Origin of the sequence: Stieleria neptunia (genome assembly GCF_007754155.1) — a bacterium.
Classification (GTDB): Bacteria; Planctomycetota; Planctomycetia; order Pirellulales; family Pirellulaceae; genus Stieleria; species Stieleria neptunia.
Genome location: NZ_CP037423.1, coordinates 2937976 through 2951902, shown reverse-complemented (window position 1 = coordinate 2951902; position 13927 = coordinate 2937976). Strand labels below are relative to the sequence as shown.

Sequence of the window (13927 nt, the reverse complement as noted above, 5' to 3'; positions counted from 1 at the left end):
GAGAGGCAGTTCTCATCGGGAATCAAAGGGGAATGCCGATCCGCCCATCGCCGCACACTCATGATCGCTCTCCAGTTTCCACGACGACGGCCAACGAGTCGCCCTCATTGATTCTGGGGTACTCGCGCAGCACGACCACGATTCCGTCCTGTTCGGCGACGACCGTGTGCTTTTCACCTCCGAGCAGCGACTCGATCTCGGCAAGCAACTCGCCGCACGAGACTCTCTGGCCGAGCTTTACATGAAGCGTCAAGAAACCGCCGGTGGGCGCCGGATGACTGACTTGCATGTGCCCCGACCCGGAGCGCCAGTCTTCGGCCACTTGCTGGCCTTCGCATGCCTGGATCGCTCCCGGCAGCATCTCTAAGTGCCGCATCACGTTGAGACATCCAACGAGAAGCGGGTGATCGTGGTCCGTTGAAGGGAACGCACCGTTTGACAGTTCGGAAAGCTCGCGGTGAGCACCGAGATACTCGACGTAAATGGCGGGAATTCCGGCATCACGCGCCACCGAAAGGGAACGTCCTTGCAACTCCGCCGACGTGCCCCAGACGACTGGCAGGCCGAAGACGCACGCCATCTTTCGCTGCTGCTGCAGAATCGCTGCATTCGCGTGGAGCATGTAACCGGCCAGCGGCAAAACGCACAATTCCGTTCCTCCCGAATGCAAATCGATATAAAAATCCGCTTCGGCGATCTGACGACTTAACGCATCAGCGACTCGCTCGGTGACGGTTCCGTCTTGCCGTCCGGGACACGTGCGTGCAAGGTCGCGACCGTCATCGCCGACGCGGCGTCCGGCCCGGTACGCAGAGCGATTGACAACCGGAATCAATGTCAACGTGCCGCGCAACTCGCGCTTCAGTCTGTCATCGGAATCGAAGCTGCGAATCAGTTCGCCCACGGCAAGCATCGGCAAATACTCATCGCCGTGAACACCCGCAGTGATCAACAGATTTGGCCCGACACGATGCCCGCCAAAGCGACGAGATTCCAGCTGGATTGGTTCGTTCCTGCTCACAACGGATCCGCTTCCTGTGGCTCATCGTCGGCTCGCATGTCCTTGAACCGGAAACCGCCGTCGACCGGCAGCACGACTCCCGTGATGTAATCAGCGGCTTCGGAAACCAAAAATGCAGCGGCGCGACCGATGTCCGACGGCGTGCCGATGCGTCCCCAAGGCAGGGTGGGGCCTCGTGCTTCGATGACCTCCTTGGTGAATGTCATTCGCTCGGTAGGCGTGTCGATCCAGCCGGGCGCAATCGCATTGACGTTGATGCGATGCGGGAACAACTCCACCGCGATACTCCGAGTCAGCTGATTCAGAGCAGCCTTGGCCGATTCGTAGGGGCCATTGCGTTCAAACGGCATCTCGCCAACGACGCTGCTGATAAACAGAATCTTTCCCGAGATCTCACATTCCACCATGTGGCGTGCGACCGCTTGGCTAATGCGAAAGCCCGATTTGAACGTCGCATCGATCACCTTGTCGAATTCATCAGCGGGAAAATCCAGAAAGCCGCATCGTTTTCCGTAGGCGGGATTGCTGACCAGGATATCGATCGTGCCGGCAAGTTCGATCGCCTGACGAACCAGCGATTCACAACCGGCTGCGGAGAAAACATCGGCTTCAACAGTCCAACAATTCCTTCCCAACGCACGAATTTCTGCGGCGGTCTTCGCGAGTTCTTCGCTGCCAGGTCGGTCGTTGAGGATCAGGTCGGCACCGGCGTGAGCCAGTTCAAGTGCGCAGCCTTTTCCGATGCCGCAGCCTGCCCCGGTGACGAGCGCGCGATTTCCGTCCAGACGAATCAGATCAAGCAAGCTCATCGTATTTCCGAACTGGACTTTAGTTGACGGTCAAGGACAAGGAGGGCACCCGCTGCACGAATCCTCGCATCGAGGTTTTTGTCGTCAAGCTGGCGGATCAGAAATGGGGCGGCGCCTGTCATCCCCGACTCGCCCGCGAAGACGGCTGCATAGGTTCGAATCGCGGAATCGGTTGACTGTAGGTTTCGCATCAGGACTTTTTGACCTTGCAGATCCCCCTGTGCAGCCAGCGCGTGCTCCAGGAATGCATGGGTCAAAGCGTCGTTTTTCGCATCTTCGAGTCGGGAGCGGATCAGAACGCAGTCTTTCGGTTCGCCAATCCGGCCCAGAATCCACGCGGTGAGTCGAAAGAGGGCAGGGTCCTTTTCATCGCGAAGTGTTTGCCGCAGAAACCCGAACGACTCGTTGCGAACAGGCCCATGATCGTATTTTGCCAGAGCGGCCGCGGCCATGATGCGCACTCGAATGTCACTGCTGTTGGCAAACGCCTGTTGCAATTCAGTGCCATCGCCCGGCCAGCCGACTTTATACAGACTTTCGGCAGCGTGCACGTGACCGTGGGGATCATTCTTTCGCAGGATTTCCAACAGCAGCGTGCTTTTCTCTCGGTCTCCAGCGCGGGCCAATTCCCTGGCCAATCCACATCGCCGTTGATCGTCCGTTTCGGTCTCAAGTTTTGGCAAGAGGTCGCTGCGAACTTCCTGCGTCTGTCCGGCGAACGTCAACGATTCGGCTGCATGCATCGCGGGCCAAAACGCTTCGCCGGTCAAACCTTGGCGAAGCACCGCAACGCACTTTTGCCGTAACGTCGGGGCCAATTCCCATGCCTGATCGGCGCGCGCGGTCGCCGATGCAGCGACAGCCAGAAGGATGACGAGTAGTTTTCTTCGATTCATGCGGTCGTCTTGTTTGTGAACAACTTACTTCTCTGCGAACAACTTACAAGCGACAAGTCCGACCGTCACACCCACGACCAACGCGGCGGGCGAAATCCATTGAAAACTGACGGGGTCGGGGGCCGCCTCGGAAACCTTTCCGAAAATCACACCCGAGAACGCGATCAGAACTGCCACGCTGACGCTTGCGATGGTCGCAATCCAAACCCCTTTTGCGTTGGCAAAGGGAACAAACAAGGCAAAGAAAAACAGCAACGCAATCGGGACGGTCAGCAAGTTCACCGTTTTGTTTGTCACCGCCATGAAATTTCCGGGGATGTAACCAATGAACGAACTGAGCGAGACGACGACGCCACCGATGACGATCGCCAACACGCGAGCCATCCTCAATTGTTTTGCCTGCGTCTCGGGTTTGCGTCCAAATCGTTCTAGAAAATCAGTCATCACCACGGCCGTGATGGAGTTCACACCGGAGTCGATACTCGACATCGCAGCCGCAAAAAGTCCTGACACGACAAGACCGGTGACGACGGGCGGAAGGTGAGCGGCAATGAAATGTGGAAAAATGGTGTCCGCTTGTGCCTTCAACGTGCCTTCTTCGGGCAGCATCCCTGTGTTGGCGTGAAAGAAACCGAGCAACGCGATGCCGACCAGCCCCAGTGTTGCCCCGACGACAACGGAGACGATCAACTGCATCCCCATTGCAAAGCGAGCGGACTTTGCATCCTCGGTCGCCATAAAACGCTGCACGGAAACCTGGTCTCCCATCGAAGTGCAGACCATCCAGAGAAAGACGGAGACAATCGATCCGACCACCGTCACCCGAGTCGCCGGATCAAAACTGAAGATCGGTTGTTGATCCCAAATGTCGCTGGGCCATTGGGTAGGAAACCAGCTGAAACCGTCCATCTGCCAACTGACCGTTCCGATCGTCAACAACGCCCCCCCGTAAAGCAAAACGGTCTGCATCAGGTCCGTGATCACGACCGCACGCAACCCTCCCAATGAGGTGTAGGTGACCGCAAAGATGCCCGTCACCAAAACAATCCACGGCACCATTTCATCGCCAACACCGATCATGACCGCGATCGCCTTGGCCGTCAGAAACACCAGCAATGACATCCAAACCAATCGCAACGCCAGAAACAGGATTCCACCAAGTAGTCGAACGCTCAACCCAAGCCGGTCTTCCAATAACGCATACGCACTGGTGACGCGTTGCCGCATGTAGACCGGCAAGACGACGAATCCCAAGACCAGATAGACAAACGGGTAGGCGATGTAGTTGCTCAGGTAGATCGGCCCCTTGCCAAGGACCTCACCGGGAATCGCAAGGTAGCTGATCGTGCTCAACAACGTCGCAAACAACGACACGCCGATCAGAACGGGATTCATTTTTCCCGATCCGACGAAGTACTCGCTCGTGTCTTGCTGATTTCTGCTGAAGTACCATCCCAATCCGATCGTGGAAACGGCGTACAGAAACAGAATGATCCAGTCGATCAGGGTCATGGTGCAAAGGGCTGGTGCCTAGAAGTGCGCGCGGTGGGACCTTGGTGGGAAAGCACATCATAGGCCGTTCGCGAAGCGTCTGTGACCTTTCACGCGATCCGGACGCGGCTAAACTTCTCTTTTTCGCATCACCAACCATTGGAGCTGAGTCAACGAGGAGCGCACAAGAAAGAGCCGTCAAACTGGGAGTCTCTTTAGAACCCCAAGAGTCTGGCTATCTGAATCTCCGCGTCATCAAGCTACTTGGAATGGTCTATTCGGCGCCTGATTTCACCGACCAGCACCTGGTCAACAATCTCGGCATTTTTGAAGCGGTTGACTTTTTCGATCTGACCGATGAAGCATACGACTCTGCCGAAAAACGATTCATGGCAGACAATCGACCAACCAACTCACACGCGACACCATCGCCTCTCGTTGCCAGCGGTGTCCGCCACCGCGGCGCGCGAGGGATTCCGATAAAATGCGGCGGTTGGTCCAACCGAAGCGGTGAACGAACGTTCGAAACTGGCTTCGGGATCTGTTGGAGTACGAAATTGCGGTCTCCACTCCGTGGCCTGCCTACTATTCAGGCTCCCTTCTCCCCCTGCGATGAAAGCGAGTCGTGCTCGCTTTCATCGCAGGGGGAGAAGGGCTGGGGATGAGCGACGGTCTTAAATTGTGGCAAGAGGTCAGATCGAAAATCTTGGATTTTTCGATTCCGAGATCCAGTGTGGTCAGGGGCCAGCCCCCGAACCCCCGAGATTTTCTTAGGCATTGCGCCGGTGTTCAATGATTTTTGGAAATTTGGGTGACGCGATTGTTGCGCAGCAGTAAACTTGAGCCGCTGGGTGAAACGCAACAGGGCTCTGCAGAGATGCAACCGTGCCAGGGATAACTCAGTCGCCGGTGTGTCAATGACGCATCGAGCACGTATGGCGACTACGGTCCTAGTTTAGCGACGGTGCCGTAGTCGCCTTTTGCTCCTTCTTCGCATTGACCTGAGGGTTCTTCCATGATTCGCCACAGTGAATCATGTTGTTGAGAATCGTCAGGAGTTTGCGCATGCTCGCTACCAAAGCTAACTTTTTGATTTTACCTTTGGCGATAAGCCGATCGTAGAAACGTTTGATGACTGGGTTGTGTTTCGTTGCAACCAGTGTCGCCATGTAGAGCACGCTTCGGACTTGTGAACGTCCACCTCGGACCTTTCGTTTCTTGTCGCTCTTGCCTGTTTGGTTGGCCAACGGAGCAACACCGACAAGTTTGGCAATTTGACCTCGGTTGAGTTGTCCCAGTTCTGGCAGCTCGGCCAGGAGTGTCGCAGCGGTGACTGGACCAACTCCACTGACGCTGAACAAGATTTCTACTTTGGGATCGACTTTACTGAGGTCCTTGAGCATCTTTTCGATGCGTTTGTCGAGGCTTTTTAGCTGCTTTTTCAGGTGCGAAATCGTTTCCTTGATTTGTTGAGCGGCAAACTTGTCACGGGTTTGACTGAGTCGGTTTTGCTCCTGGGAGAGCAAATCTTTCACTTGGGTTCGACGCCGCACTGTTGAAAGAAATTCTTTCTCTTGCGCCGTGCGAGGAGGTGTCAGATGGATTTCCACATCTTCGCCAAAACGGCGGATCATGAATGCATCGATCACATCGGTCTTCTCCAAATAGCCATGCCCTTTGGCAAAGTCACGGACCTGCCTCGGGTTGGCCACGCAAATCGGTACACCAGCGTCGTGAGCAGCCTCCACAATCAGATATTCGTAGCCGCCAGTTGCTTCACAGACAACCAATGTATTTTCAGTGTCTTGGATTCTCTTGAACAGCTTTTTGCTGATCGCTGAAATCGTGTTGGGCAATTGTTTGGCAATCTTTCCTGCGGAGTCATTGACATCAATTTTGTCTGACGCGACGTCAATACCAATGACACGGTTGTACTTCTGTTTCATAGTTAAGTCCCATCCTAGTGAATACGATCTGACCACATGCGATAACGCGATTGGGTCGATCAAGCGACGGTTCGGGTTCAAAACGAACTGCTGTGCGACTCAAGCTCATCCACGGCGTTGAATACCACCTAGGGGAAATTACGATCTACACAGCAGTGTTGGGAAACCGCTGCAGGCAGCCACCCAACATCGACAGCCCAAACGATGATCAAATCGCCTGGAATTGCCAGTCAGGCGAGATACTAGGGGGCACGCAGACGGCACCAACGAATCTTAGGAGCATCATGAACCGAAGGTCTCGACGAGACAGAGAGGCGATTTCATTCGCCCGAGATCAACGGGCTCGCGCGAACGAGTTTGCTCAGGATGTTTGGCAGATGTTGCGCAATCGCCGTTGTCGAAATCAGAAGTTTTGGCGCGAATACCCGATTAAACCGTACACCGTTGACTTTCGTTGTGTGGACTTGAAGTTGATCATTGAGGTCGATGGTAGGCAACATCAGACGGATGAGGGCCGTCAGTATGATCAGCGCCGCGACCAGTATTTGGCCGAGCAAGGGTACCAAGTCGTGCGGATCCCGGGTTACGAGGCCTTGCGAAATCCAGTTGCGGTGCTGCACCAGATCGAACATGCAATTGATGCATCGACCAACAGGGTTTTCGCAATTCTCTCCCCCGCAGCGGTCAGATTCACCTCAGCGCCGAAAAGCCAAATTCAAATCTGCCTCGAGCTGGCGTGGGTGGCGAAGGTGTAGTTGTTTCTGATCGCTGCTGCCGGTTTGCGTCTGGGAAGGCGAGGCAGTCGACAACCGGAGGCTGAGTGGCGACCTGAGACACAGGGAAACCGGAAAGCGACGGTCAATTCGCAGTGTGCCCCGCCCCGATTCCGCGACGCTCTTCCGGAGACGTGCTGACCATGCGGTAGTAAGAGGCATCGGTTCGGTCTTGGGCTTGATCGTGCTCATCCGTACGTTTCTAAGCATGGCCCTGCAAGTCGAGCTGGAGGGACGTTGGCCTTGGCAGGGACCGGCAGCGAAAAACACAAGCAACACGGGACAGCAAACGCACTCGCCGTGACGTTGACCAACAGGACGACGTTAAAACCTGTATCGCTGTCCACGGCAGACCGCATCAACGAAAACTTTGTCGAAAGCGCATTAAGCTGATGGCGAAGACAGAGCCTCCGAGGATGGCGACGTAGAGAATCGAGTCCCAGACCATCGAAACGTCGGCGCCTTTGATCAGGATTGCAAAAACTGCGTTGAGGTAGTGGTGCAGCGGGGAAAGGTACATGATCGGCAACAGCGTGTCGGGCATCATCTCCGGCGGTGTGTCGCTGCCAGATAGCATGAACAGAATCGGCATCAGAGTGATGCTTACGATGCCGACTTGCCCCATGTTTCGAGTCACGCTGGCGATCAAGATCCCCAAGCCGGCTGCCGATCCTGAAAACAGCGCGGTCACCCCCAGGAACAATCCAATGCTGCCGCGTACGTTCAAGGCCAACGCGCCCTCGATGATGAAGAACAACGTCACGACGCTGGCCAACAGGATGATGCCGACCATCGGCAAGACCTTTCCCAACATGATTTGCAATGGGCTCAGCGGCGACACCAACAGCTGCTCCACCGTGCCACGTTCCTTTTCCCTTGCCAACGCGGAAGCCGGCAACAAGATCGAAAACAGAAAAATGTTTTGGGCCAAATCTTGGATCGCCATGAACAACGTCTGTTCATGGTTGGGGCTAAACCAAACACGTTCGTCGTTTTCGACGATCGGCAGCGGTTGATCCGCGAATTGTTTTCGCCCGACGTCGGCGGAAAATTGCCGCACAATGTTTTCGGCATAGTTTGCCGCCAAATAGGCTCGCATGGAATCGGCTCCGTCGATCTGCAACTGCAGACGCGTCGGTCGCCCCCTCAAGAGGTCCCGGTCAAAATTGTGAGGAATGTCCAAAACCATCGACGCATCGCCGTCGTCCAATCGCTTGACTCCGTCGCGACTGTTTTCCAGCAGTTCAACGAATTGAAATTGAGGCTCGTGGAAACGATAGACCAGTTCGCGAGACGCTTTGCTTCGATCATGATCGATGACGACCAGTCCCGCGTTCTTGAGTTCTTGACTGATCGCGGTCGCATTGTGATAGGCCATCATTGTGAATGCATAGACCATGAACAGGGCGAGAATCCAGTTGCGACGGAACTGCACAACTTCTTTGCGGCAAACCACCACCAGCCGCCAACACCAGACAATCGTCGGTGAATCGTGTTCCGCCTGTGTCATGATTTTGGTCTCTTGCTAAACTTCAAACAGCACAGCGTGTAAAGCACGAGCGAGTAAACCAGCAGCGCTGCGATCGACCCTTGCACTCCCGCGAAATCGGTCCCCTTCAAAAATGACGCTTGGATCGCTTCGAAAAAGTAGCTGGCCGGTAACAGGCGTGCTTGGATTTGCCCCGTTTCAGATAGCGAAGAAAGCGGAACGATCATCCCGGAATATTGAAGCGTCGGAATCAGCGTCACCAGGACGGCCAAAATGACAGCGGCGATCTGCGAACGAACAAAGAACGAAATGATCATGCCCATCATCGTTGTACAGGTGACATACAAAATCCCCGTCACCGAAAACGCGATCGGAGATCCGCGAAACGGAACTTGAAAGACCAGTAGCGAAGTCGCGAACAAGACAAAAAAGCTGATCGAAGAGATCAAGACATACGGGATCAACTTGCCCAGAACAAACTCCGGCCGCGTCAGAGTCGATGAATAGACGTTGTCGATCGAACCGTTTTCCTTTTCACGCACCACGCCGACCGAAGCAAGGATCGGTGGAATGAATGCCAGCACGGTCATGATGCAACCGGGACCGATTGCCCAGAGACTGGTCATTTCTTCGTTGTACAGAAAACGAGTGTGCAGCAAGATCGGGTTGACCAAGGCGGATGCGGCCGACGGTGTGATCCCATGAGTCTGCGCAACATGCGCGGTCACTCGTTGGCTGCTGAACGACGCGATCACCGACGAAACATAGCCACCGACCGTTTCGGCCCGGGTTGGGATCGCGCCATCGATGATCGTTTGGACTTTGGCAGGCTGACCGGACCGCAAACGCTCGTCGAAGCGTTGCGGAATCACAATCGCCGCGCGAGCTTTGTTATCGGTAATCAATCGCTGGATCTCGCGTTCGTGATCGACGTAACCTTTGAAATCGAAATACTGCGAGTCCATGAACTTGTGCGAGAGATCGCGACTGGATTGCGTTCGGTCAAAGTCCAAAATGACGATCGGGATATCACGAACGTCGGTGTTCACACCGAACCCGATCACCACCATCATCAACGGAGGCAACAGAAAGGCGAGCGAAAACAGCAATCGGTCACGCGTGATCTCGCGGATTTCTTTGACGGCCAAGGCGGCGACGCGGCGCAGATTCATCGCATTTCCTGCTCTTGGGAAAGAATCGAATCGACGAAAACGTCTTCCATCGTCACCTCGTCTCGCTGCCAATCGGAAACGTCAATGTTCTCGGCTTGGAACAATCCGCTCAGTCGTCGTTTGTCACGCTCGATGTCACCGCTCAGCATGCGAAGGTTTCGCCCAAACGTCGCGGCACGCTGAAATCCATTCTCACGTGCCACTCGCAGTGCATGGGTTGGCGACGATGTCGCGAAGCTCAGCGGCGTGCCGGCGTTTTGCTGCAAATTGATGCGCAAGGTTTCCGGCGTTCCCGCTGCGACAACCTGACCGGCGTACATCAATGCCAAGTCGTCGCAATGTTCGGCTTCGACCATGTAGTGTGTCGTCACCAAAATCGCAACGCCTTCGTCACGCGCCAAACGCACCAGGATTTCCCAAAACTGACGGCGTCCCAGAACATCAACGCCCGATGTCGGTTCGTCCAAGAAGATCACGCGCGGGCGATGGACCAATGCGCAGCCGAGCGCGAGTCGTTGCCTGATCCCCATCGGCAAATCGGCCGTCAGACGACGCTCGTATCCATGCAAACCAACCTTTTGAATCAACTCCGGAATGCGTTTGCGGCGTTGTTTGGGAAACAAACCATACACGCCCGCATAAAATTCCAAGTTTTCCAACGCCGTCAGATCCAAGTACAGCGAAAAGGATTGCGACATGTAACCAATCCGTTCGCGAATCGCTTGGCTGGCTTTGCCGATTGGGGCTCCCGCGACACTGCCCGCGCCCGACGTGGGAGGCAACAGGCCGGTCAGCATCTTGATGACCGTGGTTTTGCCGGCTCCATTGGACCCCAGCAGACCGAAGATTCTACCCGCGGCGACCTCAAGACACACGTGATCGACCGCGCGAAACTTGCCGAAGTCGCGGACGAGTTGTTCGGCGTGGATCAGCGCGGGTCGATCCGGGTGGAGGGGCGATCGGCGGGCTGCATCGGTCTCATCGAGCTGATTCGATTCAGTCGCCGAGGACGATTCGGCGGCCTCGTCGGTCAAAAGACTGGCGACCACGTCGTCTAGTTCGGGCGGCGTCGCGGTGAAGGCACCGTGATTTGGCGACGCAATCTGAGAAATGCTTTGGCACGCCGCCTCAGGTTCTTCGTCACGTACGAAGACACGCACCATGTCGCCCAATGCCTGAACCTGTGGATATTTTGCCTGGACGCGTTGGGTCTCGAGATGTGCGGTTTCGCTTTTGTAGGAAACGATGGTTCCCGGCGCGAGTGCCAGGAGTGAGTCTTCGCTACCTTGCGAAATGATTTTTCCGTCCATGAAAAGCGCCAACCGATCCATGTAGGCGGCTTCATCCATGTAGGCGGTCGAAATGATTGCCGTCATACCAGATTCGTGGACCAGATCCGTCAGAATAGACCAGAAATCACGACGCGAAACGGGATCGACGCCCGTCGTCGGCTCGTCCAGCAGAACAAGCTCGGGCTGATGAATCAGCGTGCAAACTAAACCCAGTTTCTGTTTCATGCCGCCGGAGAGCTGTTTCATCGGTCGACGACGAAACGGTTTCAGTCGCGTCATCTCAAGCAACCGATCCTTGCGCTCGCCCTGAGTCTCTTTTGCGACCAGACGCAAGCCGGCGAAGTAGTCGATGTTCTCCTCGATCGACAATTCGGGATACAGATGATTGCCCAGCCCTTGCGGCATCAAACCGATTCGGCTTTTGACACGTTCGGCTGAGCGCTCCGAATCGACCCGAGATCCAAAAACGGTGATGATGCCTGCGTCGTATTGCTGCACGCCCGCGATGGCTCGAATCAAACTACTCTTTCCTGAACCGTCCGGACCGATCAATCCGAACACTTCGCCGTGTTGCACATTCAGATGAATGTCACGCAGCGCGGCGGTGCGTTTGTAATTCTTGTTAACTCCACGGACATCAATGACGCTGTGTGTTTCGTCTTTTGCGAGGGGAGAAACTGGAATTCGATCTACCAGCGCGGCGGTGTCCATGGCGTCTCCTCGATCCAGCGAATGATGGCGTCAGCGGGCAACCCGGGAGTGAGCCGATGTTCGGGGTTTTCGTTGAAATAGAGTCGCACGGCGTAGACCAGTTTGACGCGTTCGTCCTTCGTTTGGACTTGTTTGGGCGTGAACTCGGCCTCCGATGCGATGTACCGCACCGTCGCGTTGAAGGGCTGATCGGGGTAGGCGTCGGTGTAAACTTTCGCCGACAGTCCGAGTCGAATGCGCCCGATCAGTGGCTCGGGCACGTAGACCTGTAAGTACAGTCGGTCAAGATCGACCAGATCCAAGAGAGGCGTTCCGGCGTTGACGACTTCGCCTTGATCAACGAAACGCGACAGAATGGTTCCGGTTGCGGGCGCCGTGATCGTCAAGTCATCGAGATTGCTTTGTGCTTCGGCGACTCCGGCTTCGGCTTCGGCTTGCCGCGCCTCGCACTCTTTGATCTGAGCGAGCGATTTGGCATGCATCGCCTCAAGTGCAGCCACGGCATCTTCGCGTTCTTTGATTCGGTCGGCCCCCAGTTTTGATTCAGCAAGCCGTTTTTCGGCCGTGATTCTGGCAGCCGTTGCGGTTGTGAGTTCGTTTTGAGCCAGCGTCCAAGCCAGTTCTTTTCGGTCCGCTTCTTCCACAGAAATGGCCTTCGAATTCAAAAGTTTTTGGGCGCGTTGGGACTCGCTACGTTTGTATCCTTCGTTGGAGTCGGCCGTCGCGCCGGCCGCGAGAGCTTGCTGCAATTCCGCTTCAGCGGTTTCGATGGCCAAGGGAACTTGTTTCTTGAGCAAAGCCAGTGATGTCTTTGCCGCACGCACTTCCGCGGCCACGGCGTTGGCGTTGGCTCTCGCGCCCTGCAAAATGGCGTCCGCGACTGCCACCCCGTGCGTCGCTTGATTCAGCTTGGCTTGCAGTTGTTGATCATCGATTTGAATGAGCGTCGCGGCGGCGGCGACGTTGTCACCTTCGCGAGCAAGAACCTCTGACACACGTCCGGCAAACTTGCTGGCAATCGCGATGTGATCACCCTCCGTTCGACCGTTGGCCTGAATCAGTCCCGCCGGGAGTTGCTGCTTCTGCAGCCAAGCTTGCCGACTCGCCAATCCGATCGCCACCGTTGCACTCAGAACCAGCGCTGCAATTAACGTTCGCATTGCGTTGTGCTCCCCCGACTAAGCCTATTTGACCGGAAGAAGCTGAACGCAATAAGCATGCCAACTCGCACGCTAACAAGCGAAAACGTCTGTCAAGCGAGACGCCCGGTTGGCATCGAATCGATCCGTGGATCGTCGCGGGCTCGATTCAAGACCTGTGAACCGTCGGGGGTTGTGCGGTACGATCCAGTGAAGACGACCTGAGGATTCACAACCCTTTCCGCCGGCAGGCATTCGGCCCCCGCAACTGGGCTTATTCGCACAGGTCTAGCCTCGCACGTTGGTCATTCTGTCACACAGAGAGTTGACGCAGAAATGATGCGATCGAAGCCGCCGAGCGAATCGGTTTCGTGCCGGTTGCTGGTCGTCGATTTCGTTGAGGGGTGAAAGCGAATTGCGGAGGTCAGTCCGCCGATCGGCAAATTACGGCTGAAAGGTGTGCCGTTTGACGATCTGCTCGCCACAGTACATACAGCTCATGTGTCGCTTGCTGAGCGTGCGTCCGCACTTGCGGCACGACTCCGTACCGCGTCCCATCTTTCCGTCGGCCACTCCATCGCCCAAGTCGATCTCACTGTCTATCAGGTGGTCAGGGTTGGGAGTTGATCCGTACGGGCTTCGATCTCGGCCGTCTCCCTAGTCACTGCTACGCGATTCATCATGCAGAACTTCATCATGCAGAACTTGGTCGATCACAATGCGAGCACGAAGTACCGCAGCTAGGGGCGTCATTTCACTGATATTTCGAGCCAAGTAAACGGACCGATCAGGGCGCTAAAACGAGCAGATTTCCGCTCAGCACACACCTGTGGAATAATGACGTCGCACCCAAGTGCTTTTCGGCGTCGCGACCGGTATTTGACCGAGCGAGGAGATCATGTCGTGCGGATGCTTGGTTACGTGGTCTTGAGGAATGCCGTGGCCGTGCGGCGCCGGATCGAACAGGTAATTGATGCACTTCTGTAGCACATTGCCCCCTCATCCCCAGCCCTTCTCCCCCGCGGCAAGAGCGAGCACCACTCGCTCTCGCCGCGGGGGAGAAGGGAGCCAGAATGAATGAGTGCGATCGCACCGAACAGAGAAAACGCGATTTCTTCGCGCAGTCGGTTGCATCGACCGAACGCTGTTTGGTGGAACGCTTCGCAGCAGCTTCCCTAATTTTCGGTC

The 13927-nt window shown here is 55.8% G+C and carries 10 protein-coding genes; 1 reads left to right on the top strand and 9 read right to left on the bottom strand.

The window, feature by feature from the left end; genetic code table 11:
- Positions 1 to 58: 58 nt before the first annotated feature.
- The 5 genes from Enr13x_RS10385 to Enr13x_RS10360 form a co-directional block, all read right to left on the bottom strand.
- On the bottom strand, positions 59 to 1021 hold the full coding sequence (locus Enr13x_RS10385) for a succinylglutamate desuccinylase/aspartoacylase family protein (RefSeq protein ID WP_145385997.1): 963 nt from the start codon (positions 1019 to 1021) through the stop codon (positions 59 to 61).
- Complete coding sequence (locus Enr13x_RS10380; RefSeq protein WP_197455927.1) at positions 1018 to 1830, bottom strand: SDR family NAD(P)-dependent oxidoreductase; 813 nt, start codon at positions 1828 to 1830, stop codon at positions 1018 to 1020. Before Enr13x_RS10380 ends, Enr13x_RS10385 begins: the two co-directional genes overlap by 4 nt.
- Positions 1827 to 2726, bottom strand: coding sequence for a HEAT repeat domain-containing protein (locus tag Enr13x_RS10375; protein ID WP_145385996.1), 900 nt, complete (start codon positions 2724 to 2726; stop codon positions 1827 to 1829). Before Enr13x_RS10375 ends, Enr13x_RS10380 begins: the two co-directional genes overlap by 4 nt.
- 24 nt (positions 2727 to 2750) lie before the next feature.
- Positions 2751 to 4238: a sodium:solute symporter family transporter gene (locus Enr13x_RS10370; protein WP_145385995.1), complete on the bottom strand. Its 1488-nt coding sequence runs from the start codon at positions 4236 to 4238 to the stop codon at positions 2751 to 2753.
- 929 nt (positions 4239 to 5167) lie between these two features.
- Positions 5168 to 6163, bottom strand: a complete 996-nt coding sequence (locus tag Enr13x_RS10360) for an IS110 family RNA-guided transposase (protein ID WP_145385181.1) — start codon at positions 6161 to 6163, stop codon at positions 5168 to 5170.
- Positions 6164 to 6447: 284 nt separating this feature from the next.
- On the opposite strand from Enr13x_RS10360, the gene Enr13x_RS39730 reads away from it, so the two are divergent.
- Complete coding sequence (locus Enr13x_RS39730) at positions 6448 to 6918, top strand: endonuclease domain-containing protein (protein ID WP_390621104.1); 471 nt, start codon at positions 6448 to 6450, stop codon at positions 6916 to 6918.
- 376 nt (positions 6919 to 7294) lie between these two features.
- Here Enr13x_RS39730 and Enr13x_RS10345 read toward each other — a convergent pair whose 3' ends face one another.
- Genes Enr13x_RS10345 through Enr13x_RS10330 form a run of 4 tightly spaced genes read right to left on the bottom strand, consistent with a single transcriptional unit; the run spans position 7295 to position 12760 of the window.
- Positions 7295 to 8446 carry an ABC transporter permease gene (locus Enr13x_RS10345; RefSeq protein WP_145385993.1) on the bottom strand — a complete coding sequence of 384 codons (1152 nt, stop codon included), beginning with the start codon at positions 8444 to 8446 and terminating at the stop codon, positions 7295 to 7297.
- Positions 8443 to 9597 carry an ABC transporter permease gene (locus Enr13x_RS10340; protein WP_145385992.1) on the bottom strand — a complete coding sequence of 385 codons (1155 nt, stop codon included), beginning with the start codon at positions 9595 to 9597 and terminating at the stop codon, positions 8443 to 8445. Before Enr13x_RS10340 ends, Enr13x_RS10345 begins: the two co-directional genes overlap by 4 nt.
- Positions 9594 to 11600, bottom strand: coding sequence for an ATP-binding cassette domain-containing protein (locus Enr13x_RS10335; RefSeq protein ID WP_145385991.1), 2007 nt, complete (start codon positions 11598 to 11600; stop codon positions 9594 to 9596). Before Enr13x_RS10335 ends, Enr13x_RS10340 begins: the two co-directional genes overlap by 4 nt.
- Positions 11579 to 12760, bottom strand: coding sequence for an HlyD family secretion protein (locus tag Enr13x_RS10330; RefSeq protein WP_145385990.1), 1182 nt, complete (start codon positions 12758 to 12760; stop codon positions 11579 to 11581). Before Enr13x_RS10330 ends, Enr13x_RS10335 begins: the two co-directional genes overlap by 22 nt.
- Between the last annotated feature and the right edge of the window lie 1167 nt (positions 12761 to 13927).

Coding starts and splice junctions, on each gene's coding strand:
- Enr13x_RS10360 (WP_145385181.1), bottom strand. CDS start 6,163: ATGAAACAGAAGTACAACCGTGTCATTGGTATTGACGTCGCGTCAGAC.
- Enr13x_RS10380 (WP_197455927.1), bottom strand. CDS start 1,830: ATGAGCTTGCTTGATCTGATTCGTCTGGACGGAAATCGCGCGCTCGTC.
- Enr13x_RS10335 (WP_145385991.1), bottom strand. CDS start 11,600: ATGGACACCGCCGCGCTGGTAGATCGAATTCCAGTTTCTCCCCTCGCA.
- Enr13x_RS39730 (WP_390621104.1), top strand. CDS start 6,448: ATGAACCGAAGGTCTCGACGAGACAGAGAGGCGATTTCATTCGCCCGA.
- Enr13x_RS10345 (WP_145385993.1), bottom strand. CDS start 8,446: ATGACACAGGCGGAACACGATTCACCGACGATTGTCTGGTGTTGGCGG.
- Enr13x_RS10375 (WP_145385996.1), bottom strand. CDS start 2,726: ATGAATCGAAGAAAACTACTCGTCATCCTTCTGGCTGTCGCTGCATCG.
- Enr13x_RS10340 (WP_145385992.1), bottom strand. CDS start 9,597: ATGAATCTGCGCCGCGTCGCCGCCTTGGCCGTCAAAGAAATCCGCGAG.
- Enr13x_RS10330 (WP_145385990.1), bottom strand. CDS start 12,760: ATGCGAACGTTAATTGCAGCGCTGGTTCTGAGTGCAACGGTGGCGATC.
- Enr13x_RS10370 (WP_145385995.1), bottom strand. CDS start 4,238: ATGACCCTGATCGACTGGATCATTCTGTTTCTGTACGCCGTTTCCACG.